18 protein-coding genes and 1 other RNA gene are annotated in these 25,108 nt (G+C 43.2%); 5 read left to right on the forward strand and 14 right to left on the reverse strand.

The window, feature by feature from the left end; genetic code table 11:
- Position 1 precedes the first annotated feature (1 nt).
- Genes ACSSS3_RS15050 through ACSSS3_RS15065 form a run of 4 tightly spaced genes read right to left on the reverse strand, consistent with a single transcriptional unit; the run spans position 2 to position 9,023 of the window.
- On the reverse strand, positions 2-4,018 hold the full coding sequence (locus ACSSS3_RS15050; protein ID WP_442845319.1) for a caspase family protein: 4,017 nt from the start codon (positions 4,016-4,018) through the stop codon (positions 2-4).
- Between the two features lie 24 nt (positions 4,019-4,042).
- Positions 4,043-5,584 (reverse strand): trypsin-like peptidase domain-containing protein, encoded by a 1,542-nt coding sequence (locus tag ACSSS3_RS15055; protein ID WP_442845320.1) that lies wholly within the window; start codon positions 5,582-5,584, stop codon positions 4,043-4,045.
- A 39-nt stretch (positions 5,585-5,623) separates the two neighbouring features.
- Entirely contained in the window at positions 5,624-7,594 is a 1,971-nt protein-coding gene (locus tag ACSSS3_RS15060) for a caspase family protein (protein WP_442845321.1), read from the reverse strand.
- Between the two features lie 10 nt (positions 7,595-7,604).
- Complete coding sequence (locus tag ACSSS3_RS15065) at positions 7,605-9,023, reverse strand: hypothetical protein (protein ID WP_228231744.1); 1,419 nt, start codon at positions 9,021-9,023, stop codon at positions 7,605-7,607.
- Positions 9,024-9,731: 708 nt separating this feature from the next.
- Here ACSSS3_RS15065 and ACSSS3_RS15070 point away from each other — a divergent pair.
- Complete coding sequence (locus ACSSS3_RS15070) at positions 9,732-10,451, forward strand: hypothetical protein (protein ID WP_442845322.1); 720 nt, start codon at positions 9,732-9,734, stop codon at positions 10,449-10,451.
- 508 nt (positions 10,452-10,959) lie between these two features.
- Here the strand turns inward: ACSSS3_RS15070 and ssrA are convergent.
- Positions 10,960-11,361, reverse strand: a transfer-messenger RNA (tmRNA) gene (ssrA, locus tag ACSSS3_RS15075).
- Positions 11,362-11,469: 108 nt separating this feature from the next.
- Positions 11,470-12,291, reverse strand: a complete 822-nt coding sequence (locus tag ACSSS3_RS15080) for a GIN domain-containing protein (RefSeq protein WP_442845323.1) — start codon at positions 12,289-12,291, stop codon at positions 11,470-11,472.
- Positions 12,292-12,439: 148 nt separating this feature from the next.
- Here ACSSS3_RS15080 and ACSSS3_RS15085 point away from each other — a divergent pair, with 148 nt between their 5' ends.
- Positions 12,440-13,645 (forward strand): NAD(P)-dependent oxidoreductase, encoded by a 1,206-nt coding sequence (locus ACSSS3_RS15085; RefSeq protein ID WP_442847432.1) that lies wholly within the window; start codon positions 12,440-12,442, stop codon positions 13,643-13,645.
- Between the two features lie 1,757 nt (positions 13,646-15,402).
- On the opposite strand, the gene ACSSS3_RS15090 is transcribed toward ACSSS3_RS15085, so the two are convergent.
- The 7 genes from ACSSS3_RS15090 to ACSSS3_RS15120 form a co-directional block, all read right to left on the reverse strand.
- Complete coding sequence (locus ACSSS3_RS15090) at positions 15,403-15,774, reverse strand: DUF2809 domain-containing protein (protein WP_442845324.1); 372 nt, start codon at positions 15,772-15,774, stop codon at positions 15,403-15,405.
- Positions 15,758-16,435, reverse strand: a complete 678-nt coding sequence (locus tag ACSSS3_RS15095) for a DUF1361 domain-containing protein (RefSeq protein ID WP_442845325.1) — start codon at positions 16,433-16,435, stop codon at positions 15,758-15,760. Before ACSSS3_RS15095 ends, ACSSS3_RS15090 begins: the two co-directional genes overlap by 17 nt.
- 102 nt (positions 16,436-16,537) lie before the next feature.
- Complete coding sequence (locus ACSSS3_RS15100) at positions 16,538-17,335, reverse strand: DoxX family protein (protein ID WP_442845326.1); 798 nt, start codon at positions 17,333-17,335, stop codon at positions 16,538-16,540.
- 27 nt (positions 17,336-17,362) lie between these two features.
- The gene (creD, locus tag ACSSS3_RS15105) at positions 17,363-18,739 is read right to left on the reverse strand and encodes a cell envelope integrity protein CreD (RefSeq protein ID WP_442845327.1); all 1,377 of its coding nucleotides are present in this window, start codon (positions 18,737-18,739) and stop codon (positions 17,363-17,365) included.
- A gap of 10 nt (positions 18,740-18,749) precedes the next feature.
- Positions 18,750-19,259, reverse strand: coding sequence for a Coq4 family protein (locus tag ACSSS3_RS15110; RefSeq protein ID WP_442845328.1), 510 nt, complete (start codon positions 19,257-19,259; stop codon positions 18,750-18,752).
- A complete protein-coding gene (locus ACSSS3_RS15115; RefSeq protein WP_442845329.1) occupies positions 19,252-19,551 on the reverse strand; it encodes a winged helix-turn-helix domain-containing protein in 300 nt (99 codons plus the stop codon). The genes ACSSS3_RS15110 and ACSSS3_RS15115 overlap by 8 nt, the downstream gene beginning before the upstream one ends.
- 27 nt (positions 19,552-19,578) lie before the next feature.
- The gene (locus tag ACSSS3_RS15120; protein WP_442845330.1) at positions 19,579-20,241 is read right to left on the reverse strand and encodes a hypothetical protein; all 663 of its coding nucleotides are present in this window, start codon (positions 20,239-20,241) and stop codon (positions 19,579-19,581) included.
- A 408-nt stretch (positions 20,242-20,649) separates the two neighbouring features.
- On the opposite strand from ACSSS3_RS15120, the gene ACSSS3_RS15125 reads away from it, so the two are divergent.
- The 3 genes from ACSSS3_RS15125 to ACSSS3_RS15135 all read left to right on the forward strand — a co-directional run bounded on the left by ACSSS3_RS15125 (position 20,650) and on the right by ACSSS3_RS15135 (position 22,988).
- Entirely contained in the window at positions 20,650-21,000 is a 351-nt protein-coding gene (locus tag ACSSS3_RS15125) for a DUF1801 domain-containing protein (RefSeq protein ID WP_442845331.1), read from the forward strand.
- Positions 21,001-21,102: 102 nt separating this feature from the next.
- Complete coding sequence (locus ACSSS3_RS15130) at positions 21,103-22,071, forward strand: DUF6624 domain-containing protein (protein ID WP_442845332.1); 969 nt, start codon at positions 21,103-21,105, stop codon at positions 22,069-22,071.
- Between the two features lie 17 nt (positions 22,072-22,088).
- Positions 22,089-22,988 carry a hypothetical protein gene (locus ACSSS3_RS15135; protein WP_442845333.1) on the forward strand — a complete coding sequence of 300 codons (900 nt, stop codon included), beginning with the start codon at positions 22,089-22,091 and terminating at the stop codon, positions 22,986-22,988.
- A gap of 74 nt (positions 22,989-23,062) precedes the next feature.
- Here ACSSS3_RS15135 and ACSSS3_RS15140 read toward each other — a convergent pair whose 3' ends face one another.
- Positions 23,063-24,976, reverse strand: coding sequence for a redoxin domain-containing protein (locus tag ACSSS3_RS15140; protein WP_442845334.1), 1,914 nt, complete (start codon positions 24,974-24,976; stop codon positions 23,063-23,065).
- Positions 24,977-25,108 lie beyond the last annotated feature (132 nt).

Here is a 25,108-nt window from a genome sequence, read left to right on the forward strand (position 1 = left end):
GTTACCACAGGCGGTAATCGAGCGCAATGTTTTGAGAGCGGAATGCCGGGGTTTGTCGTCCTTCAGAAAGTCGCTTCACTTCCCGGGAGACGTATTCCTGCAGTTCGTTTAGCATGATAGCCGTGTCTGCGTTAAGGTCGGCTTTGCGGGTTTTGATACCGTTTATAAAACTGTAGGTAAACAGACCATTATTCCATTGATCGCCCTCGTAGGCAAACTCGGCACCTCCGGCTGAGGAAAGCACAAAAGCTCCCGAGCCGCGTCTGAGGTCGGTAAAAATATCCAGATTGAGGCGCTCGTATTCCTCGAGTTTAGACGCTTTGGTCTTCACCACAATAGCACCCCTTGATTTAACCACTCCGTCTTTATCTGGGTTTTCAGCAGTGCTCAGGCTGGTAAATTCGGGTTCGAGTTCGCCGCTGTGGCAGGCATCGAGAATAAGAATTTTAGAAAGTGCGGCAATGCCGTCAAGACCGGCATCCAGGGCTTCGTATGAAATCCCACCCTGAGCGGGATTGTCAAAATTGGTTTTATTTCCCGCGAGGTAATAGTCAAAATCGGAAGTTAAAAGGCCATGACTGGCCAGAAAAACCATCACCACATCATCCCGTCCGGCCTTACTTACAAAGTCGCGTAGTTTAGGAAGCACGGCCGGTGTAACTTCTTCATTTAAAAACTGAAGCACCTGAACCTGATCAAATACCGGATTTTCCTGAAACAGCTGTACGATGTCACGGGCATCCTTAGCCGCGTATTTCAGGTTGTAACCGGAATCGATAAAACTGCTCACACCTAAACTCACCAGATAGAGGTTTTTGCTTTTTTGAGGTTTAAAACAGTCTATACTTAGGGTTTCTCTGGTACTTTCGATACCTGTTGTATTGCGCACACTCACCTGAATGGTGTTTGAACCTTCGGCTAAATCGATATGCAATTCTTTTGCAAAACCTTGCTTTTCAGCTTCAGCCAGAGCTATACCATCAACACCATAAATAGGCACATTATTAATCCACACGTGCAGGGTTGCCAGCGCGCTGCCGTTTGCAACCGCGCTCAGATCGAGTTGAAGTTTCCCGGTTGTGTTGATCCCGGCAATGGCGCTTCGGTTTAAAATAGTTAGTTCGGGTAATAACGTTTTTACAGGAGAGCTGTTGTTGAATCCCATTTTTTTCAGGCGGTTCTCGTAAAGTTTTTTATAAGCACCAAGGGTGGTACTGTCAGCATACCCCAGGCGTTCTAATACAATATCGGGCCGGTTGTAACGGAGGTCAAATTGTTCGGGACGGTAAATCTTTTCGCCCTCGGCATACCAGGTGTATTTAAAGATATTACGTGTACCCATAAAGTAATTGTCGGGATAGGCAATGATAAAATCGCCTTCCGGAAGCATCAATACAGCAGGCTGCAAGCTGTCTGTTTGCCTAATTTTGAGCACTACCAGGCCGTCGTTTTCCCCGTATGTAAAGTCGGTTTTTTCAGAGGCATCGGGTTTAAAATTCAGATAGGTTTGCAGCGGGGTGATTCGGGATTCGATCTTTGCCGGGGAGGCCTCAAAATGTATTCGGTGGAGGTGATGGGTAAGGCTGTCATTAAAAAATACCTGATCACCCAGGCGTAAGAAAAGCTTTTGAGGCGGAGTGCCGAACCATCGGTCGTCGAGTATCAGCGAACTTTCGGTTTGGGTTTCAAAATTGATAAAGCTGAAGCTCCGGTTTTTGGTCAAATCGGCTTCCATATACATATCCTGCATTTCGGGATCCTGAGTAAGAACCTGGGGTAAACCGGTTTCAGAATTTATCGAAAAAATCTGACCCCGGCCTACGCGGCGGGTAGCGATATAGCGGTCTGAGAGGTATTCAAAATCGTAAAACAGCGAAGCGTTTTTTACTTCGAGAAACCTGTAGTCTTTTGCTTCCGGGGAAGAGGTATAGCGTATTGACGACCCATAGGTATATTCTTCACCTTCAAAGCTAAAGGTATTTGCATTCTCCTGAATATCCTGCAAATAGAACCTGCCGGTATCCGTCTTAAGTTGGGGCAGAAGGCTGGGGTTTTTAGTTTGAGATAGTTTTTCTTTTTTTAAATCTACGGTAAACAGGATGTTTCCGTTGCGCTGAAAGTGAACCAAGGACCCTTCCTGAATCAGGTCATAAAAAAAGGTGTTGCGGGTTTCCAAATCTGCAAGCAGGTCTTCAGAAAGACCAAGCCTAACTGATTTTTTCGCGGAGCGTAAGGCTAAACCGGTTGGGCGTATGACCGAAACCGTATCGGTCTTAAAAAAATCTTCACATTCCCAGCAATCTGTTATCCGTTCTTCCTGAATGCTGTCTTTAAGGATCTCGAGAAAATAGACCTTGCCGGCCTCTTTTAAATAGAGCTGATTGGGGTAGTTTTTCAGCGGCTTAAAGCTTTCCGCTTCATAAACTGCGCTTCCTCTGTTTGCTTTATAGCCCACGACTTCGGTACCGGAATTGGTGTAATACAGCACATCGTAGAGCTGGTCTTCAAAGCGGCTTACGGGCAAGACTTTGAACGTGTTGAGGTCTATGACCACATCTTTACGTCCTTTGGAGCCAAAATTCCAGCCGTTTGATTCGACATACGAATTGATTTGTAAGACCGCTTTTTGTTCTTCCGGAATGATGGTAAAGGCATCGCAGGCATTGGTTTCTGGCAGGCTAAGCCGCTGCCTGAACTGGAGCTCTTCCAGATCAAAAGAAATGAGTTCGATTTGGTTTGCAGATGTGATAAAGACCATCAGCAGCAGATCTTCAAAAAAACCGAGGTGCGAAATACCGGAGTAGGCCGGTTTGATCGTATCCAGAGCATTGAAGCGGCTTTGTTTACCGGTTTTAGCATCAAAAATAAGAAGACTGCCGTCGTTGTAAACGGTCACCAGTTTAGACCGGTTTACTCCGAATACATAATTTTTAGCCTGTAGTGCCGCAGCACGTTGTTGAAAACGCAATTGCAAGAGGCTTCGTTCCAGATTAAAACCCTGTTGCTGCAGTAAGGGGTGCGTCAGGGTGTTGTAAACCGTTTGCGCATTGGCATCCAGCAAACCCAGAGGTGTACTCGTTTTTGTTTTTAAATGGTAGAGGTAAAGCGTGAGTTGTTTTTCGGCATTCTCCTGCATGTAGAGCATGTAGGCGGCATCGGGATTGAGGTTGCCGTTCAGGTTAAAATGATCCTGCACCGCAGTCGGAAACGAGTTAAGCAACAAGGCTCCGCTATTGGCATCGAGCAGTGAAACAGCCGAAGTATGTTTAAAAATCAGGGTATTGTAAGGGCCAAATGAAACGTCGGTTGCATAGGTCTCGTTGGGATCAAAGGCTGCAGGCTTCTCGAGGTTTACCCGTTTTTGCGAATTATAATCAACCAGAAAAAGCGCTTCGCGGTCTAAAAATACCTCTTTGCGTATGCCGCCTGTGTCTATACCTGCCAGACTTTCGGAATAGATGAGGTCTTCACGGCCCTTTGGCTCATACGGATTTAGTTTTCCGGTTTCAAGGTCGTAACTCTGAATGCGCAGTTGCTCGCAGTAGTTGATACAGCTCCTGATGATAATACGGCTTTCCGAATCAAAATAGGCAGCTCGCACAGGCTCTTCCAATACCACACGCTGAATTTCCTTTCCGGTTTGCAGGTCTACCAGAATGTAATAGGCATCGGGCAAGGTCTCGTCTTCGGTATTAATAATTTGCTGGTATCCCAGAATCTTACCTGACGCACTGATACTAGCTCCCTGAATGCGATAATCCTGAGCATCAGAACCCGAGGCATTTTTGATTCGACCCTCAAGACTGATGTTTTTCAACACCACAAAATGCTCCAGATCCCATACGCTGAGTTCCATAAAATTGTTAAGTACCAGTCGGTTTTGTTGGGCGTTGAGCGTGCTTACGGGTCCCTGATGGTAATCCCAGATACTCAGGCCAAAATTGGTATGCAGGCTTGCCTGTTGTGCGAAACAGGTACAGGCCGCAAGTAAAAGAAGGTATTTCAGATTTGTGAGCATACAGGCTTAAGGGTCTGATTTGATTCAGCCTTTACGCAGTTTTTTTAAGTATTTAAAGACTGATTTATTACCCTTATTTTTGGCAAGAGTCTCCGGTAATTCTCCTCTGGAGTTTGACTCTTTTACCCAGTTTGGGTTTAGGTTGTGCACATAATTGATGACGGTTAAATCTCCGGTTGCTGCAGCGAGATGCAGCAGGTTATTTTTACCGGCATCCTGTACGGAAGTGTCAGCCCCGGCGTCTATTAATTTTTGTGCCCATACCAGATTGGGTTTACTTATGGTCTCCTGCAGTGCGGTATAGGGTTTATCTGCACCGGCATCTATGTAGATATCCCTTTTCAGCAGTAAGTTATACAGGGTGTTGTTATTGTTGTTTACCGCATAATCCAGTATTTGTCTGCGCTGGCCGTCTGTGTAAGTCTCAAAGGTATAGTCGAGAATTTTATCATAGATTTTGTAGTTGTTTCTACTGAGTGCAACAACTTCCAGTAAGCCGCGGTTTTGGGTGTAGGCATTGGTGAAAATCCATTTGTAAACCGCCCACGCGTCAAAGCGATCCTCCATATTGTTTTCGATGGCATAGACGATATTGTCATAGATGCTGCGATACATAAGATCGACCGGTATTTTGGTGATTTTATGGGCCTGGCAACCGGCGGTATAAACCGCACTGTCAAAAGTTACTGTTTTTACGCAGTCGCAGTCGGCATCGTAGTAATAATCGCCGCTGTAATCCCCGTTTAAATAGGTTACAGCACCCCTAACCAGAATACCTTCAATCCAGCCGTAATCGTCAAAAACGGGTCCGCCTGAGTTACCGGGAAACGAATCGATATCGCTTTTAAACCAGTTCACCGGTGAGGCATCTACCACTTCGGCATTCTCCGAAAACTTTAAAGGCAAACCTGTGGGAGAGCCTATGGTGTTGATGCCGGTACCTTCGGCGATATCCCCTCCAGTTCTAAAGCGATAGGGGCGTCTGTTTGATTTTCGGTTGAGTCTTAAAACCGAATAATCATCGTCTGTAAATTCATCCAGTTTGGCGCTGAGTACTTCTGCCACCTCATAGACGTCATTAGGATCCAGATTAAGCGCGCCGTTGGCGGGATCAAATTTCATAGTGCTGGTATAATCAAAAACCCAGACGTATCCCTCGGCATCATCAAGGGTTTCAATACAATGGCCGGCAGTTACCAGAATATCGGGAGCTATTAAAAAACCGGTGCAATTGGCCAGTGCCGGCTGCTCGAGAAACTTTACGTTATCATCAAATTTATCGGTACCAAACATCTGGCTCAGGCGTTGGCGTAAAGACCAGGAATATGCGGTATTGCCCAGTAAACTCTCTTTGCTGATCATCACAGCAGTGGCTCTTACAAAATCCTGATAGCCCACAGCATCCTGAGCTTCCTTGCGGTCATCGGGGCCAAATACGCCTCTTGTCGCGGCACCGGGTTCTCCAAAGGGGTATTGAATTGCAGGGCCTTGCAGACTGTCCTGTGCAAAGGAAAGGCTTGTTACTAAAAGCAAAAGGATTGCGGGAATGTAGGTGTAGGGTTTCATATTTTAATTTTTAGGGTTTAGAGACTTTTAGTGTAGGGGTTACTTTCGCTCTTCTACAATTTGATAGATAAATTCGGTGGCAAAACCGTCTAGTTTGCCGCTTACCGCGGCGCCATTGCCCCCGCGACTTTGGGTATAGGTATTGGCCAGAAAGGATTCCAGAGGATTGGTACTGCCGCGGCTGCTTTCTCCCCGGCTCTGAACCGTAGCTTTAAAGTTTATAGGATTGGGAGCTGCAAAGCCTTTGAGCATCAGCTTTTCGTAAGGAGGGCCAAAGGTGAACACATAGTCTTTAAAAACCATGGTTTGGCCGGGTGCCAACTTACGCTCATTGTCGTTTAGGCTAAACTGATCATTGGGCATAAAAGGCGTAATCTCGCCCCTGCTGTTTATTTCAATAATGCTGAAGTACAACTCGCGATCACTTTCATTAGTAACTTCGAGCACTACATGATCTACTTCGGGGACCACGCTAAACATGCCGTTGGCATCTATATATGCGTTGGGATCGAGGTTTTCACCGTAAATTTCCATCACCACATCATAGGAGACCGGAAGCAATCTAAAGCTGAATTCATACTCAGGATTGTTCATCTGCAAGTCCTTTAAGTACTGACCCTGCGCATAATTGAAAAGCTTTTGCCTGAGGTCATCAAAGGCTGCGCTTCCGCGGGAATCTTCAGTCTGGTCTACAGTCATCTCGCCGTTAGTAGCCTTCAGCAGGAATGAACCCTGATTTTCAGAGATGATTACCGATGATTCCAGGGAGTCCTGAACCAGCTTGCCCAGATTATTTTCGCTTAAAAAATCTTCAAGAGCAGCCTGAATACCTGAATTTTTGGTTGAGGCATCGAGATAAACCTGCAGGCTGATATCGCCGTAGGTCCTGTTATCGATAAATACCCAATATTCCTTGGCATTAGTACCCGGCAGGGCTTTATCTAAAACAATGTTTGCCTCATTAAATCTGGCCAGTTTTACGGTTCCCTTAGCAATAACCTTAGACGGGTCATAGGTGGTAGTCCCGGCGGGAAGAATGGCCACGGTTGTTTCGGGAAAGATACCCTGTAATTTTCCGGCCTGAATTTTTACAACATCAGGGCGGGGCAGGGAAAGGATCTCATAATAAGGTTCCTGTTTTACGTATTCTCCTTTAAAAACCTTGTAATCGGGATTACCCTCAATGGTTGGGGTTTGGTTGGGCGAAATCACGTTCATGGTAGCCGCCATTTTATTGTACAACTGGCGGTAGGTAAAATCAGAGCCCAAATCGGTCATGGCTTTGTTGAAGGCATAGCTTAAAGAACCCACACCTTCATATTCATAATTGAGTTCGTTTGCCGAAGCACCGCTGAACAGAACAAAAGGAGCCGCATCCGGTTTGATTTGTGCGGTTTCGAGCATATCGCTGCCGCTTTTGGTTTTATTTTCGGAAGGAGACCAGCCCTCGGGAGCAAAAGTGGGAGCACCGCCACGGGCTTTACCACCTCGTGTGGCCGAGCCGGAGTGGCAACTGTCTAGCAACAGCATCAGTTGGCCGTCTTTGCCCAGTTTATTTCTAAAGTTGGTGATGAGTTTCCCGAGTTCGTCGTCTCGTATGTGATTTTGTCCACTGTAATTGTAGCTGGGCCGTACAAAAGCATCATACGGAACAAGGGCTTCGTCTTTATCGTCTATCTCTTCGCCATTGTCATCTGCAATTTGCTGGCCGTGGCCCGAATAGTGAATGACCACAATATCCCCGGGTTCGAGGATTTTATTTAGGTTTTCAAGAGCGCTGATGATACCGGCGCGTGTGGCCTCACTGTTGAGCAGAATACTGATGTTTTCTTCGGTAAAGCCCTGTTTGATAAGAGCTGATTTGATGAGGGGCACATCGTTAGCCGAACTTATAGGGCTCCAGCCCGTACTTGCAGGGTAATCGCCAACGGCAATAATCAGGGCTATTTTTTTAGCCTGAAGCGAAAACGAAAAAACGAAGAATAAGGAAAGAAGTAGTATTCTTAGCATACGCGTGAGATTAGTTAATGTCAAATAAGCTGAACGAGATCCCAAAGAAATAACCAAAATCGTACACGCTTTTGGTGAAATTATCCAGACTGCTCAGGTTGGTGGTCTGGCCCGGTTCGAGACCGTCGGTCAACCGGTCAACGGGGCCGTAGGCTATTCCTCCGGATAGCGAAAGCCGGCTTTTGCTGCCTAAGAAAATGGAAGGCCCAAGTAAAAAGTTGACCCCACTGATGTCATCAGCCAGAGGAATTGAAAGGCCAAAGCTTCCGCCCACATTAAAGTTATCGCCTATTACGGGGTAAAAATTGATCATGGTGCTGAGGTTGGGGATGAAGTAATCATTTGCTGTAGCACCGATAACTCCGTCGTCACTGATGAAAAAATCCTTTGATTTATCTCCAAAGTTATTGAGTGTAAGAGCCACGCTGCTGTTAATCTTAAATCCTCCCGTAGCAAATAACTTAAGGCTTCGTGTTTTAAGGGTGGTAACTTCGGCATCGGTATCCTGACTTTCAGAAAAACTGCTTTGTACAAATTTGAGGTTGATGTTTACCTCGTCACCGTCCATTTGGTAATCGTAAGTGCGTTCAAAAGATGCAGCCTCGAGCTGGGTGTAGAGGGATCGTATTTCGTCAATAGACAAATGGGTAAGTTCTACCGTATTGCTTAAGGTAGCCTTTAAAGCTTCGAGGTTACCTATGGCTCTGTTTCGTTCTACCAGTTCTCCACGTGATAGGGCAGCGTCTGAAGCCGTGGTCGCTTCAACCTGATTGGCCATTTGGTCAAGATCATCAGAAAGCTGCTGCCTGTCTGCATTTATAATTTTATCCAGATTAGAAAGGTACAGGTAAAAATTAGCGTTCGGGTCGCTCAGGCGTGCATCTGCCTGTTCTCGTGCGAGTGCCTTTAGGTTTTGTAAAATCGCTTCTTTATCGAGATTGGGATTGAGTAAGTTGGCCTTCAGCGTATTTTCAAGAGCGCGTACAGCGGTCATTTTGTTTGAGAGTTCGGTAAAGGCATTGCTCACACTGGCGCCCCTCGAGGCCGAATCAAAGAATTTGGAATTGGTAAGTGAAGACTGACTTACATTAAGCCCCAGATTGTCACCACCCATCCCGCTGATACCTCCCAGCAGGGAAGTAAAGTTAAAACCGGAGCCTGAGGTTTGTAAATCTTCTTCCTTAATTTCTGCAACTACATCTACCGCAAACGGATTTACATTGACCAGTTTGATCTCGACCAGGCTGTTGCGTCTAAGGCGTGGTTTTATCAGCGTGTCGATCACGGTATTGGTATTGTCGAGTGCGAGATAGGTGGTCGCCTCGGTATTGTAGTCGTACAACACCCTGTATTTCTGTTGTGCATGAACCGTGATTGGAGCAATCAGGCATAAAAAACAAATAATTACAGGCGTAAGTAGTTTGGCCATAAGGATTAAGGTTAATCTGGGATTGGGTGCGATTTTTATAATCTTAAATATATTAACATTTTCTCAAAGAAAAATTATTTTAATAGATTCTGAGATTAATTCCTTTTTTCTGCGAAATCTTAGGAAGCCCAAGCAACTTCTAACCGCTAGTAGGGTAGTATGAGGAGTGGATTGCGTGAGACTGGTTTTCTGTAGACTAATGAGGAATTCTTCCGGTACAAAACTTCGGCAGGTAATTTTGTATTTAACCGCCCAGATTTACGTTGTTACCTGCAATCAAATAAGACCTGCTGCCTTGGCTTCTGTGTATTGATTAGAGTGGGGTAAATTCAAGAAATGTTAAATATTACACTTCGTATTTTTCATTAAATACTATCCCTGTATTTCAAGTATTCGTCATTTCAGTCTTAATATCGCCTATTCAGGCTTTTTAAATTAGAAACAGGATAGGGTGAAATCAGATGCGTGAAACACAGATTTATACTGCTGAAACTGCGAGAATGTATTGCCGGTTAGCTCAAGCGAGTAGTTGAACAACGTTTTTTTTAAACATTTCGTCGGAGAAAAATTATTTTTTAATAATTTTGATCTTAAATAGTGGAAAATTAGAAAACCAGAAAAATTGAGGGTTCAATACCCGATAAGCAGTAAAACCGAAGCACTAGTATTTCGCTATTAATCAGCCTAAACCCAAACCCCTAATCTTCCATGAAATATTTACTTTTTTTTCTGCTGGGCATCAGTTTTCTTCAGGCTCAGGTAGGTATAGGTACAACAGCACCCAGAGGAGCACTGGAAGTTCAGAGCAAAACGGGAGGTCTCTTAATACCACGAATGACTTCCAATGAAAGAGATAATTTGACCATTGCTATGCGACCTACCGGAACGCTCCTGTTTAATACAGATGTTACTGCCATTCAAATGAATTCCGGTACTGATGTAAACCCCATATGGTCTAATCTGGCTGTGACTTCATCTACGATTAATACCTCCCATTTAAGAATCGCAAGTGCAAGTCAAACTATTCCTAACATTAGTACACCGCTTGCTTTTCAACAATTGTCTTTTAATAATACACAGGGATTTGTTACAATAAACGGAGCAAATAGCACTTTTACATTATTAGCAAACAAAACCTATAAACTTGAGTTTGATGCAAAATGGGTTGCGAGTGGGAGTGGTACTTTTGTAAGATTTAGGTGGTATAATACAACCACGAATTCATGGTTAGGCACAAATCAGCATATTGAATATGCAACATCACCCTACGGAATAGGGGGTGGTGGTACTGCGATAGCGATAATTTCGCCTACGGTTAATACAAATGTTCAGGTGAGAGTTTATGCCCCTAATAATACCAATATAACTGTTGGAGATGCAGCAAATGGAACGGCTTACCCTACGGTTACTATTTCCATATTAAATTAATCAGGTTTGAAAATTGCGGAGTCGGGCGGGCTACGGTCATAAAACCTTCCACCGCAGTGACTTCAGTCCTGCAAGAAAAATTTTAGGAGCATAAACCTTTTTGCATTCAACTTTCAACTCGAAAAGGCGGGCTAAGGCCTCTGGCCTATCACCGCAGTGACTCCAGTCCTGCAAATGGCAAACTCCCTCTGCCAGATTCAGTAGTTCTGATCCCAATAACTCCTAACCAGTAACACTTAACTAAATAGTGCGGGCTAGCTTCGCTTCACCGCAGTGACTCCAGTCCTGCAAGAAAAATTTTAGGAGCATCAACCCTTTTGCACTTAAGTTTCAATTTTTAACTCGAAAAGGCGGGCTAAGTCCTCTGGCCTTTCACCGCAGTGACTCCAGTCCTGCAAATACAAAATTCCCTTTGCTACCGCTCAGAGGTCTTAAAAACAAAAAATCCTGCTCAGGTAAACCTGGCAGGATTTTAAAGTTTTAATCCCTTGCGGAATTTTGCATTTGATCGTGGAGTCGGGCGGGTTCGAACCGCCGTCCAAACGGGCAACTCAATAGCTTTCTACACGTTTATTTGCCACTTGATTTTCGTGCAACAGCCGGTCGGCAACTACCAACTGCTACCTTATTCCCAATTAGATTTCGTAAGGGCATCAGGATCCTGCCAAAACTAGGTCTACTTTTTCGGTACCCCTTGACGAAACGCCGCAAACCAGGGCTTTTCAGGGGTATCTTGGTGCCGTACCTCGTACGGCATTAAGCATATCCTACTGTGATTCGGATTATGCAGCCAAGGCGTAGTTAGACTCGCCGTTTAAAAAAGTGTGAAACCTGAGATTAACGAGCTATGTCCCAGCGCTCGACGTGCTTACTATTCAATTAGACCCGCTGTCAAAACCAAATCGACCCCGAGCGAATTCAAAATTCAAAGTTTAAGATTTAAAATTTTGAATCTTGAATTCGAGCCTGCAAAGATACTAAACTTCTGCAGGCCGTAAAGGTATTTAGTAATTTAGAATTATTTCTTCTCGATTGCCGCGTCGTCTTTAAGCGCATTGATCGAAATTTCTCCTTTTCCGTAGGATTCAATTGAAGCCTTATCCTGAGCGAAAACCGTTAAATTGTCATTGGCATTAATTGCTGTCGCAGTGCGTCCGCTTAGGGTTACGCTGGCTTCATCGGCTTCAAATTTTCGGCCTTTATAATCTCCGCGATCTGAACTGGTAAGGTTTAAAGTTTTGGTTTTCCCATCCGCTTCAAATTCGGCATTGTCGTCAAGAGTAATAAAGCTTTCAGAAGCATCAAAATCTCCCTGTAAATCGGTACGACCATTCATTTTAACATTAAGCTTACCGGTAGATACCGTTACATCGCCTTTGGCGTTTCCGCTTAAATTAAAATGCGTCTGCTCGCTTCTCAATTTGAATTCAAACTCAGAGTCTTCGCGCGCTGTGAGCGAAAAGTCGGGTACATTTATAATGCCGGGAGATTCAAACTCGGTATCGTCGTTAAGAATGATGTGCTGAGGGTTTTGCAATTTTAAATACACGTGTAACTCCTTGGAGCGGGTGATGCGCATAGAAGGCATAATACGCAAAACGCTGTCGCGCACTTCAAACTGGATGACGCTCGTAAGATTGCGATCTGTAGTGAGCACATAATTATTGATGTTTGACTGTGCCAGTTCGAGCTCAATGCCTTCGCCAACCTCAACCGTGTTTATGCCGGTAGTGAGATTTCCGTTTACCGAAATAACGTCTTTATCTCCTTTAATCTTTTTCTGCGCGCTGCATGAAGTTAAAATACCCAGTGCAAATGCAAATACTATTTGTAGTTTCATAGTTATGTTTTACTAGTAATATAAGGCGAAACTAAAGGCTTTTGTGTCAATAAACTATTAAAACTTTGATAAGAATGCCCCAAAATGGCAAGGCCTAAAAATCCCGAAAATTGTATCTTCCGCGTAAATTTTGAATTCTATGCATCCCATCACCTTTGCGCTTTTAAAAGAACGAAAAAACCCACCGGACCGCCGGGCAGTTTTGTCTCCAACTTCTATGCTCGAGGCTCAGGAACGTTTTCCTAAAGCCCGTTTTATAGTGGAAGCTTCAGACATCAGGGTGTTTCCTGATGTGGCTTATGAAAAGGCAGAGTTTGATGTGGTAACCGATGTGAGCGCGGCAGATGTAATGCTGGGTGTTAAAGAGGTACCTGCGGATGCATTGATTCCAAATAAGAAGTATTTTTTCTTTAGCCATACCATCAAAAAACAGCCCTATAACCGCGACTTGCTGCGCGCTGTTTTGGCTAAAAACATAGAACTCTACGATCATGAGGTAATCACCAAAGCCAGCGGATTGCGACTTATTGGTTTTGGCCGCTATGCCGGGATTGTAGGCGCTTATAATGGGTTTAGAGCTTTGGGTAAAAAATACAAAAGCTTTGATCTGCCGCCTGCAAACAGCCTGACCGGGATTGAAGCGCTTCATGCACAACTTGCTAAAATTGGATTGCCCGCGATTAAAATCTTACTTACGGGTACCGGGAAAGTGGCCGGCGGTGCGCAGGAAATTCTGGATGCGATGGGAGTCAAAAAGGTTTCGGTGGCAGACTATCTAAATAAAAACTTTAAAACTGCAGTGTATTGCAAAATCGGCGTAACTGATTATAACCGTAGAAAAGACGGGCAAAAACCCAGTGCCAAAGAATTTTTCAGTGATCCCAGTGGTTACGAGTCTGATTTTATGCGCTTCGCGAAAGTGACTCAGTATTTTATTGCGGGGCATTTTTACGGGCAGGGCGCTCCGTATTTATTTACCCGCGAAGATGCCAAACATGACGATTTTAATATTGAAGTCATTGCCGATATCTCCTGCGATATCGACGGACCGGTGGCTTCTACCTTGCGCGCTTCGACAATTGAAGATCCGTTTTACGGTTATGATGCGCAAAGCGAAAGCGAAGTCGCGATGGATGCTCCCGGAGCGATAACCGTTATGGCGGTAGACAATTTACCTTGCGAATTGCCGAAGGATGCCAGTGAAGGATTTGGTCAAATGTTTATTGAGCACGTGTTTCCGGCATTTTTCAACGGCGATAAAGACGGCATCCTGCAACGCGCCCGAATGACTCAAAACGGAAAACTCACCAAACGCTTTAGCTACCTTCAGGATTATGTGGATGGGAAGGAGTAGGTCCTTGCGGGGTTTGAAGGTTAATGTTAATTGTATGAGGTAAGAGGTGGGAAGTAGAAAGTAAAAAGTGGGAAGTAAAAAGTGGGAAGTAAAAGGTGAAAAGTAAAAGGTGAAAAGTAAAAGGTGAAAAGTAGAAAGTAGACAGTCACAGTTAGCAGTTAGTTGAGTTTTAGAATCAGGGTCGTGAATTCAAAACCAGCAATAACTCTTAATTCTGCATTCTACATTCAGAATTTTTCAAGCAGTCTCAGTAGGCAGTCACAGTTAGTAGTTAGTTGAGTTTTAGAATCAGGGTCGTAAATTCAAAACCAGCAATAACTCTTAATTCTACATTCTACATTCAGAATTTTTCGAGCAGTCTCAGTAGGCAGTCACAGTTAGTAGTTAGTTGAGTTCAGGATTCAGGGTTGAAAATTCAAAACCAGCAATAACTCTTAATTCTGCATTCTACATTCAGAATTTTTCAAGCAGTCTCATTAGGCAGTCACAGTTAGTAGTTAGTTGAGTTCAGGATTTAGGGTCGTAAATTCAAAACCAGCAATAACTCTTAATTCTGCATTCTACATTCAGAATTTTTCAAGCAGTCTCATTAGGCAGTCTCAGTTAGCAGTTAGTTGAGTTCAGGATTCAGGGTTGAAAATTCAAAACCAGCAATAACTCTTAATTCTGCATTCTACATTCAGAATTTTTCAAGCAGTCTCATTAGGCAGTCACAGTTAGCAGTTAGTTGAGTTCAGGATTCAGGGTTGAAAATTCAAAACCAGCAATAGCTCTTAATTCTGCATTCTACATTCAGAATTTTTCAAGCAGTCTCATTAGGCAGTCACAGTTAGCAGTAAGTTGAGTTCAGGATTCAGGGTTGAAAATTCAAAACCAGCAATAACTCTTAATTCTGCATTCTACATTCAGAATTTTTTGAGCAGTCTCAGTAGGCAGTCACAGTTAGTAGTTAGTTGAGTTTTAGAATCAGGGTCGTAAATTCAAAACCAGCAATAACTCTTAATTCTGCATTCTACATTCAGAATTTTTCGAGCAGTCTCAGTAGGCAGTCACAGTTAGTAGTTAGTTGAGTTCAGGATTTAGGGTCGTAAATTCAAAACCAGCAATAACTCTTAATTCTGCATTCTACATTCAGAATTTTTCGAGCAGTCTCAGTAGGCAGTCACAGTTAGCAGTAAGTTGAGTTCAGGATTCAGGGTTGAAAATTCAAAACCAGCAATAACTCTTAATTCTGCATTCTACATTCAGAATTTTTCAAGCAGTCTCAGTAGGCAGTCACAGTTAGCAGTAAGTTGAGTTCAGGATTCAGGGTTGAAAATTCAAAACCAGCAATAACTCTTAATTCTGCATTCTACATTCAGAATTTTTCGAGCAGTCTCAGTAGGCAGTCACAGTTAGTAGTTAGTTGAGTTCTAGAATCAGGGTCGTAAATTCAAAACCAGCAATAACTCTTAATTCTGCATTCTACATTCAGAATTTTTCGAGCAGTCTCAGTAGGCAGTCACAGTTAGCAGTTAGTTGAGTTCAGGATTCAGGGTTGAAAATTCAAAACCAGCAATAACTCTTAATTCTGCATTCGTAATTCTGCATTTACAAGGTCGTCTCAGCTTTCAATCAGTTGAGAATTTATGGCGAGGAATCTTGACCGTCAAGCGATTTAACGATTACACAGTTGAACGATTAAACTTTTTTCGCAGCTTAGGAAAACCGAAAACCGAAAACCGAAAACTTCTTTCAATAACAATAAAAATGATAATTCATTCTTTCACCCGTTCCAACCCATAAACCACTAAAATCCCTAACCCGTACATCAACAGGTCAAGCCAGGAGAAGTGACTGCCAAAAACCAAAGTGGCTACCTGTTTGTAAGTGCCTTCAAAAAACTGGGTCAGATCTATAAGCTGCAGCACTTCGACCAGTAAGGCGATTGATGCGGTAAGAACCAATCCTGTTTTGACGGAAAGCCGCGAGCAGGCCATTAATAAGGTATAGATTAAAATGACTGCCAGTAAATCACCCAGATAACTGCGAATGAATCCTCCTTTCAAGTACATAGCAATTGCCGCTTCCACACCAAAAAGAATCGCAAAACCAATCACATAATAATGTCGCTTAGCACGTGGAATCATAGTTTTGTTTTTTGGTTAACCAAAACTGAAAACTAAAGTAGCCCGCATTAAGCAATAGCCCAAAACTCAAAGTGAAAATCCATACCCGGTGGTTTTGAATGGGATTGATCAGATACTGCGCAATGGTATATAAAAGCTCGAGCGGATTGGTCACCACATCCCACGAATTAAAGCGTATAAATCTACCCAGATAAATGCCAAAACCGCACAGGATAAGCACTGCAACAGTCGCTGGATTGAGCCATTTAGCCGCGATTTGTGTTGCCAACAATCTGCGCCAGACGCGAATGGATTCAAAACCAAAATACAGACTCAGCAGTGCAAAAACACTAATCGTAACCAGATCATACCAGAGCCAATCTTTCGGACTATACGACAGGTGAATCAAATCGGTAATCACGTAAGGAGCATTGGGTAGAAACAGCAGCCAGACAGCCAAAGCTGTAAAAAGTTGAAGCTTCTGCTTTTCAAGCCGTTCCTGCGCTTCCATATACCAGGCAATACCGAGCGGAATAAAGGCCAGAAAGAGGTTCCATACCAGGAATAAACCGAAATAGTCGTGTGTGGTTTTGATGCGAAATACCAAAAGGAAAAAGCACAATAACAGTGCGGCAAGCAGGTATTTGAGTGTGGTGTATTTTTTGAGAATGAAATCTTTCATAGTTGTTTAATGTTCATTATTACGGATTTGTTATTCCTTATTGATTTTTTAAAGAGCAAAGAGCAAAGAGCAAAGAGCAAAGAGCAAAGAGCCAACCCCATTTCAATTTTTGGCTTTTACGGCTTCATACTCTTCCAAACAGGTGTCAAGGGTTTTTCCCTGATTGTGAATGCAATTGCAAAAATCGAAACCGGCTTTTTCAGGAGTTCGCTTTTCGAGTCGGCTTACGCAATCATAATAATTGTTACGCGGCATCAGTTCAAAAAGGCGGTTAGAAGCGAAGACGGTAATTACAAAAGTTACGATTACTACCAACAAAAATCCCCACGGAAACTTTTTGGAAACCAAAGGTGATTTCAAGCTGGCCAGATTCAGGTTATAGCGAAACGACACTTGCTTCCCGGCTGCATTACGTTTTTCAGCTTCATTGAGTGAAATGCGCGGTATATAGTTCAGGGCTTTTTCGCTGAATGGCAACATAAATTTAAGTCGGTCATAATTATAGAGCAGAATATACAGATTTGCCAAAACCATGAGGGTCGAAGTAACCAGCGAACCTTCAAAACGTACCGCCCAGGAGAGCACCCAAATATTGACTATTATCGGAAAATAGAGTAGAGCTCCCAGCAGTGCTGTGCGTCTGATGACCAGCAGAATACCGGCGAGAATTTGGGACACACCAATAAAGGGATAGTAAAATTCCGTATGGTGCAAAGCCTCCAGGTACGCGCCCATAGGATGCCTGATGTCCAGGCCGCTGGCAAATCGTTCGCCGATAATCTTAACGTATCCGGCAACTATAAAACCCAGAGCCAGGGTGCATCTGCAAAAGAGGTAAAAGAGGGCGTGCCAAAAATTGACACGCACCTTTTTATAAAAATGAAGGAATGGACCGTTCATAAGCTGTTTGGTTTCGGTGGAATTAAATTAAGAATTCCAATCAATTTTGCGCGAGACATACATCACCAGCGCCAGAATGATAAACAGGCCGATGCTTCCTACCAGCAGTGCATAACTTTCAAGCTGAATGATCACGTAGATGAAGCTGTACAGGAGCGTAAGCGATAGCCCTATAAAAACCGGGAACTTGATATTCTTGAGAATACTTCGGGCGTAAAGAGAAATCAGCAGTACCACGGCCACACTCGCAACCAGATAGGCGTTGAGGTAATTGCTGTGTTCTGAAATCGAAATCAGCAGCGTGTAAAACATTATAAGCGCCAGCCCAATCATCAGGTATTGAAACGGATGAATCCCTATTTTGCTCAGCGTCTGGATGAGGAAGAAAATCAGAAAAGTAAGTCCTATCACCAGAAAACCGTATTTAGCCGTACGCTCACTTTTTTGGTATTCGTCTACCGGAATCATAAAGTTCACCCCAAAAGCATAGGCGTTTAATGTGGGTAGGCTGATAAAGAATTCCTGCGGAAAGGGGCGGTTGATATCAAGCACCCGCCATTTGGCATCAAAGCCTTTGCCCTCCAGTTTATCCTGATTGTAGGGCAAAAAGTTTCCGGTAAAATTATTGGTTTCCCAGTCTGAAGTGATTTGCGCTTCGGTGGTTTTACCAATGGGGATGAATTGTATTTGCTGACTTCCGTTAATGTGAAGGTCCATCGTAAAACTCACTTTTGATTCCTGCGGAAGACTTTCGGGTTTGATCGCCGTACTTTCCATCATAAACAGTTCAACCGTATCCTGACTTTTTCCAATACGCTGTTCAAATTTCGATGTAAATAAATAGGAAGTTCCGTTGAGGTTAATCTTTACCTGCTTGTTAACGCCTTTTAAATTGGAAGTTTGGAAAAGCACCCGCGCCTTTTCCCATAGAATTTGTACCGGCTCTCCGGGTGCATCGCTAAAATCGGGTACGGAAAAACTGCCTTCAAAATGCGTCTCTGAATTATAAACCGTGGTTTTATAAATACTTCGGGATTTAATTTCCGGATTTACCTGCGTTTTCAGATTGAGTTGTTCGGGAAAGAAATAAGCGATATGCTCTTCTTCAGTTACAAGCGTTTCAAAGGTTTTGGTTCCGGGGTTTTGCACTGTTTTCTTGACCGGTAAGGTATATGGGATTTTGAGAACGGGGCCGTAAACCAATACTTCCTCTCCCCATTTTTCATTGATTTCCGCAACCACTTCCTGTTGCCGCTGGGCGCGTTCTTCGATCAGGTTCTGAACGAAAAATAACGGAATGAGTAAGATGAGCGTGAGAAAGCCCACCATAAACATTCGGGCGGTGATGGAGCTTTTGATCCATTGGATGAATTTGTTGGGCGGCTGTGAATTTGGTGTGTTCATAAGATGATTTTTAAGTGTTGAGGTATTGATTTTTGAATTGATAAATGGAGTTGGTCAAAAGCGGTTTATAGTCCAGATCAAACAGGCGTTTAGCCTGGGTGCCTTTGTGATAGGCTTCGCGAAAAAGCGCATACTGATCGGGAAAAAGGATGATGCCGGCAAACATGGCTAGGTGGAGAAACGGACTGCGTTTGCCGTTACCATAGAGGAAAAACTGAAGCGCGATCTCCTGAGCCGTATCGGTCTCATAACCGGTGAGTATGTGGAAAATGTCGTGGTTTTCGCAATGCGGCTGAGGTTCAAAATGCTGTCTGAGGAGAAAACATCCCAGATGAAAACCCAGACTTTCCGGCGGATACAAAAGGAGTTCGCTTCGCGAAATACCCCAGGGTTCATTACGCTTAAACAGCACGTAAACCCGACTGGTAAGATCGAATGAGGCGCCAACCACAAGTTCTCTTGCAATTAATAAAGTACTTTGAAATTCAAAGTAAATGGATAAAAAAATAGATTTAGTCATTTGGATTGATCAGTTTTTCTAAAGCTTCAATGTGTTTGGTAAAGGCTTCGCGACCTTTTGGAGTGGCGATGTAGCGCGTGTTGGGCTTTCGGTTAATAAATGATTTTTCGACCTTGATGTAATTTTCTTTTTCAAGGGCTTTGGTGTGGCTGGCAATGTTGCCGTCTGTGGCGCCCAGCAATTCCTTCAGCATATTAAAATCGGCAAAATCATTCACAATGAGAACGCTCATAATACCCAGGCGTATGCGATGGTCAAAGGCTTTGTTGATATGTTGAATGATGTTTTTCAAGGTGTAATGATTCGGTTTTAGAGCTTACTAGTTCCCCGCCCTTTGGGAGGGGTTAGGGGTGGGACGGTCGTATTTGCGGTACATAATAGCGCCATAAATGATGTGAAACACACCAAAACCCAGCGCCCAAAAGTACAAACCATATCCCACAAACTGGGTTGCTACGAGACCGATTAGAACATTGGCCAAACCCAGATATTTGATGTCACCCACCGTAAACTTACTGGCATTAATGAGTGCCAGGCCGTAAAAGATTAGGGTAGCCGGTGCGACAAGACCTACGATATCGTATTGGAGCAACACCAGGCAAAAAAGTCCGCCTGTGATTAATGGAACAGTGAAATTGGCCAGAAGCCGCTTCGAAACCGGATTCCAGATGTCTTCGTTGAGTTTTTTGGCTTTCCGGTAGGTAAGGATGGCACCTGTTACCAGAGCTGCTGCGAGAACAACTAGGGCAATTTCTAACAAATTAAAGAATAGTGTAGAACGTAAATCATCAGATACAAGGTCGTATCCCTGATAGCCCGAATGGGTGTAAGAGGTTAAGTGTACGTAAGCCAGTGCTGCTCCCACAAGCGCATAAATTCCGGCTAAAATTCCGGAAAGACCACTGATAGACATAAAACGGGATGACCGGCTCATCATGATTTTGATGTGCGCTATATCCTGAAGGTAGTTTTTGGTTTCCATACAAAAGTACTTTGAATTGCAAAGTAACGTAAAATAGTTGAAATACGAAATACGAAATACGAAATACGAAATACGAAATACGAAATTTTTGATTTAGAGAACAGAGAACAGAGAACAAATCGGTTGGTGATATGAGGTAAGAGGTGACTCTTCGATACACCGCTCCTTAGGTCGCGGCACTTAGGGTCCGGATGAATATAATATTGGTTAGCAGTCTCAGAGGGGATTTGGATTGATTCAAGATTCAAGGTTAAAAAATTCAAGAATTTGTATTTACTTGGAGTTCTTGTTTTTTCTTCCACGATTCCATGATTCCATTTTTTTTCACAACTTAGGAAAACCGAAAACCGAAAACCGAAAACCGAAAACCGAAAACCGAAAACCCGAAACAAGTCTTAAATTACAGCTATGAATCCTGCAGAAAACTATATCCTTTCTCAACCCGAGCCTTTTAGAAGCATTTTATTGGAGCTGCAGGTGATTATCGAGCATACAGCTCCCGAAGCTCAGTTGCTGTATAAATGGCATTTGCCGTTTTATTATTTGAATGGAAAAATGTTCTGCTTTTTGAATTTTAGGAAGCGTTTTGTGGATTTGAGCTTTGTTTATGGAACAGACCTTGATGATCCCGACAATCATTTAATAGCAGGTGAAAACCGGAAACGGCTACGCTCTTTGAGGTATCATAAGGTGGAAGATATTGATGCTGAACTAGTGATTGTGTTTTTGAAGCAGCTCAGGGCTATTTTGGAGAGTTAAGATTTTTTTTGAGAAAATAAGGAAAACCGTAAGCGTTTAACTCCGGAATGTTCTAACTTACTCCTATTAACCTATATCATTTGGGTTTACCTATTAAGAAATATGAGAATTGTTAGATTACAAATTACTGCGCTGTTTTTAAGTTTTTTTGCATCGTATAGTCAGGAAACAAAAAACTATGATGATTTAATTCTAGAGGCACACAGGCTTTATCAGTCCCAAAATTATTCGGAGTCTGGCGTTACCTATGAAAAGGCTTTTAATCTGACCGGAGATGATACACAGATTGCTGATCGGTATAATGCAGCATGTTCATGGGCGCTGGCAAATCAGGTAGATAAAGCTTTTGAACACTTATTTGTCATTTCTAAACCGGATGGGTATAAAAACTATGCTCATATCTCTCAGGATACTGACCTAGCCAATTTACATAGTGATACCCGCTGGGATGAAATTCTTGCACGTGTGAAGCAAAATAGGGAAGAGGTAGAGCAATACTGGGATAAACCACTGGTAGCTGTCTTAGATAGTGTTCATCAAAGTGATCAAAGCGTCAGAAAAAAGCTTGGAAAACTGGGAGATCAATACGGCTGGCAGTCAGAAGAAGTAAAATCTCAATGGAAAACAGTAGACCGGGTAGACTCCATTAATTTGATCAAAGTGAAACGCATTCTGGATGAACGGGGTTGGCTAGGCTCTGATGTGCTGGGCGACGAAGGTAATATGACCTTGTTTTTGGTTATTCAGCATTCTGATCTTGAAATACAGGAAAACTACCTGCCCTTACTGCAAAAAGCTGTTTTAGAAGGAAACACTCCGCCTCATTTTTTAGCTCTTTTACAGGATCGCATTGAGATACGTAACGACAGGCCTCAAATTTACGGCAGTCAGGTGGGCCGCACAGAAACCGGAGAGTCTTTTGTCGCTCCGATGATTGACCCCGATCACGTAGATGAGCGAAGAGCTTCAATAGGGCTTGATCCGATGGCGTCTTACCTTTCTAATTTTGATATGGAATGGGATTTAGAGGCCTATAAACGGAGCTTGAAATCTCCGGATAAAAACGAATAATTTTAAATAAACGAATAATGAAAAAACATTTTAAAAATCTACTCCCGGTTCTGTGTCTGATTTTAACTACAGCTTTAAGTACAGCGCAGGAAGCCGAAGCTTTAACTACTGCAGATTATACACTCTACAAACCCCAACAAACGGATGCCGTTTTTGTTTTGTTTGGTGGATTTGGAGAAAACGCTGTGGGTATTGAAAACGAGTACCCCATAACCGATTTAGCCTTGTCTAAAAATGTAGCAGTGGCCTATCTGAACTATAATCGTAAGATTTTTTTACAGGAGGAAGAAAAGGCGCAATTGGCACAGATGCTTCAGAATCTAATCACTTCAAATAACCTGCCTGACGATGCGGTTTATATCGGTGGATTGTCTAGCGGCGGAGCCTTGTCATTGATAATAAGTAACTATCTAACGGAAAATAAATCCTATGGAATTAAACCTGCCGGAGTATTTGCTGTGGATGCTCCGGTAGATCTTGCAGCGCTCTATCGTATTGCCAAACAAAATGTAGCGCGTAATTTCTCACCCGCTGCGGCCGGAGAAAGCGCCTTTATGCTTCAGTTTTTTAATGCGCAATTGGGAAATCCTGATGAGGAGATCGGTCCTTACGAAACGTACAGCGCTTTTGTCTATGAAACCGAAAACTTTCAGAATTTGAAAGCTTTAGAAAACACCAAAATCCGTTTTTATACAGAGCCCGATAAAACCTGGTGGAAAGAGAATATGGGAGTTGATTATGAGCAAATGAATGCTTTTCATCTGGAGCGGCTATCTGAGTTTTTGACCGCTAAAGGCTACGATAACGTAGAACTTATTACGACTGAGAATAAGGGATATAGGGCAGACGGAAGCAGAAATCCGCACAGTTGGTCTATTGTTGATCAGGAAGGCCTGCTGCACTGGATACTTGATTAAGAAGTAATTAAGCTATAAAAAAATCCGTGTCTGATATTCAAACACGGATTTTTTAGTTTCCTAACGTCTACGAACTACTGCCCCGCAGCCAGTGCGATCATCATATCAAGTTCTTCAACCAGACCGTCTGTATTGCCATCAAAACCTACGGCTTTGAATTTGATTTTTCCGTCGGGGCCTACCACAAACTTAGTGGGAATACCGTCAACCTCATAGGCTGAAACCACGTCGTATTTGCGACTGCCTTCTTCTTCAGGAGTGTCCATCAATACATTAAAGGTGTAGTTGTTTTGCTTGATGAAATCACTTACTCCTTTTTCACGGGCTTCACCGCTGGTGCTTTCCCAGGTGTCTATAAAGAGGAATTCTACATTTTCATTATCGGCATATTTGGTAACCGCTTTTTGCATCCCGGGAAAGGAAACTTTACACGGTCCGCACCAGGTTGCCCAGAAATCGAGTACCACGGTTTTTCCTTTTAAATCGGCGAGAGCGATTTCTTCACCTTCCAGATTTTTAAGGCGGAACTGAGGCGCTTCTTCATCAAGCATTTCTTTTTTCAGTTCGGCTAAAGCCTTATCGTGAGCGACCTTTTCGAGACTGCTGAGGTAGCTGTCAAAATCTGCTTCTTGTTCGGTATTGGTGTAGGCAGTAGCCAGATATTCTTTGGTCTTTGTGGTAGCATTACCTTCTTTAACCAGCTCTGAGGCTTTCTCAACGATCTTTTGATATTGCTCATCTGCTGCCAGAAACTGAATGTAGCGCTCACTAACATCAGGGGCAACACCATCTGCAACGGCATCTTCCTGAACAGCGATAGCTTCTTTAACTTTACCCTGCTTGAACAGGATCAGGGCATAGGTGTCTGAGTACATAGCCCGGGTAGATTTCATGTTGTTCGCATACTGGCGGGCCGTATAATACTCCGGTTTTTTTGATTTTTCAGTCTCAATGATAGCAAGGGATTTTTTAGACAATTCTTCCGCCAGTGCGAGGTTTTCTCCGCTTTCGGCGTAGCCCCAGGCAATATTATTCAGGGTTGAGGCTTTAGACGAATCGTCACCGGCCATCTCCATATATTTTTTGAAATTTTTGGTATCCCCTGCATTGAGGTATGCTTCAGCTAAACTGCGGTATAGAAAATTTTTCTGAGTACCGTCTGTTCCTATCTTTTCATTGAATTCTTCAAGTACTGCAAGCTTTTCTTCGGGAGTTTGAGCACCACGCATTTTAGAAACATAAGCGTTTTGAGCGATTTGACTCTTAGGATATTTTTCAATGAAAATCGCCTGGATCGAATCGGTTTTGGACTGATCCCTTTTGATCTGATATATCGTAATCAGGTTTTGATACTCCTCTTTTGTAAGCTCCTGCTTTTGGGAGTATGCGGCGAGTTCTTCATCTAATTTCACTCCGGCAGCTTTAGCATCTGCCTGATTCATTACCTGCATTTGTATCGTGAACCAATCGTTTTTAAGTTCGGGATTCTTTTCAAGAGATCGGTTAATGGCAGCCAAAGTAGAGTCTGGTGTTGTTTTCATACCGTAATAACTGCCCTGAGCGAGTTTATAAAAGGCGATTCCGGCTTCAGAGCCGGCAACGGGTACACCTGCCTCGTTATACAGGCTTAGCGTATATCCCTGCTCTTCATTGGAGTCATAGTCCTTTCCATTTTTAAAATTGAAAATAAGACCCTGTGCCGAATCGGGAATGGCAATACTGCCCTTATAGCGCTCTCCGTCTTTAACCAGATCAATATCCTGGGGATAACTTTTAGTATTTACGGTATAGGCGTAAAATGCTTCTATATCGAGCGAATCTTCTGTTTGTTCAGGTGTATACCAAAGGATCAAACTGTCGCCGGGCATCGGCTTGCTTTCTGAAAGTTCGAGATTACCCATTGTTAATGGAGTTTTTTCAGGTTCGTCTTTACAGGAAAGTACAGCCAGGGTGGTTAAGGCTAGTGCGGAGATGCGTAAATAGTTCATTTTAAATGTTTTTTGATTGTGATTAAAAATAAAAAGAATTCTTCACATAGCTGTTTTTGATACCTGAGAAGAAAACTTAAATCGAACGGGACGAGCAGAGCAGAACGTAAATGCGGCAAAATTTGCTATTAA

This window comes from Leeuwenhoekiella sp. H156 (assembly GCF_052218455.1).
Taxonomy (GTDB): Bacteria; Bacteroidota; Bacteroidia; order Flavobacteriales; family Flavobacteriaceae; genus Leeuwenhoekiella; species Leeuwenhoekiella parthenopeia.

Bases quoted from the DNA above. Each gene is read 5' to 3' on its own strand.
- ACSSS3_RS15050 (WP_442845319.1), bottom strand. From the start codon at position 4,018: ATGCTCACAAATCTGAAATACCTTCTTTTACTTGCGGCCTGTACCTGT.
- ACSSS3_RS15055 (WP_442845320.1), bottom strand. From the start codon at position 5,584: ATGAAACCCTACACCTACATTCCCGCAATCCTTTTGCTTTTAGTAACA.
- ACSSS3_RS15060 (WP_442845321.1), bottom strand. From the start codon at position 7,594: ATGCTAAGAATACTACTTCTTTCCTTATTCTTCGTTTTTTCGTTTTCG.
- ACSSS3_RS15065 (WP_228231744.1), bottom strand. From the start codon at position 9,023: ATGGCCAAACTACTTACGCCTGTAATTATTTGTTTTTTATGCCTGATT.
- ACSSS3_RS15070 (WP_442845322.1), top strand. From the start codon at position 9,732: ATGAAATATTTACTTTTTTTTCTGCTGGGCATCAGTTTTCTTCAGGCT.
- ACSSS3_RS15080 (WP_442845323.1), bottom strand. From the start codon at position 12,291: ATGAAACTACAAATAGTATTTGCATTTGCACTGGGTATTTTAACTTCA.
- ACSSS3_RS15090 (WP_442845324.1), bottom strand. From the start codon at position 15,774: ATGATTCCACGTGCTAAGCGACATTATTATGTGATTGGTTTTGCGATT.
- ACSSS3_RS15095 (WP_442845325.1), bottom strand. From the start codon at position 16,435: ATGAAAGATTTCATTCTCAAAAAATACACCACACTCAAATACCTGCTT.
- ACSSS3_RS15100 (WP_442845326.1), bottom strand. From the start codon at position 17,335: ATGAACGGTCCATTCCTTCATTTTTATAAAAAGGTGCGTGTCAATTTT.
- creD (WP_442845327.1), bottom strand. From the start codon at position 18,739: ATGAACACACCAAATTCACAGCCGCCCAACAAATTCATCCAATGGATC.
- ACSSS3_RS15110 (WP_442845328.1), bottom strand. From the start codon at position 19,259: ATGACTAAATCTATTTTTTTATCCATTTACTTTGAATTTCAAAGTACT.
- ACSSS3_RS15120 (WP_442845330.1), bottom strand. From the start codon at position 20,241: ATGGAAACCAAAAACTACCTTCAGGATATAGCGCACATCAAAATCATG.
- ACSSS3_RS15125 (WP_442845331.1), top strand. From the start codon at position 20,650: ATGAATCCTGCAGAAAACTATATCCTTTCTCAACCCGAGCCTTTTAGA.
- ACSSS3_RS15130 (WP_442845332.1), top strand. From the start codon at position 21,103: ATGAGAATTGTTAGATTACAAATTACTGCGCTGTTTTTAAGTTTTTTT.
- ACSSS3_RS15135 (WP_442845333.1), top strand. From the start codon at position 22,089: ATGAAAAAACATTTTAAAAATCTACTCCCGGTTCTGTGTCTGATTTTA.
- ACSSS3_RS15140 (WP_442845334.1), bottom strand. From the start codon at position 24,976: ATGAACTATTTACGCATCTCCGCACTAGCCTTAACCACCCTGGCTGTA.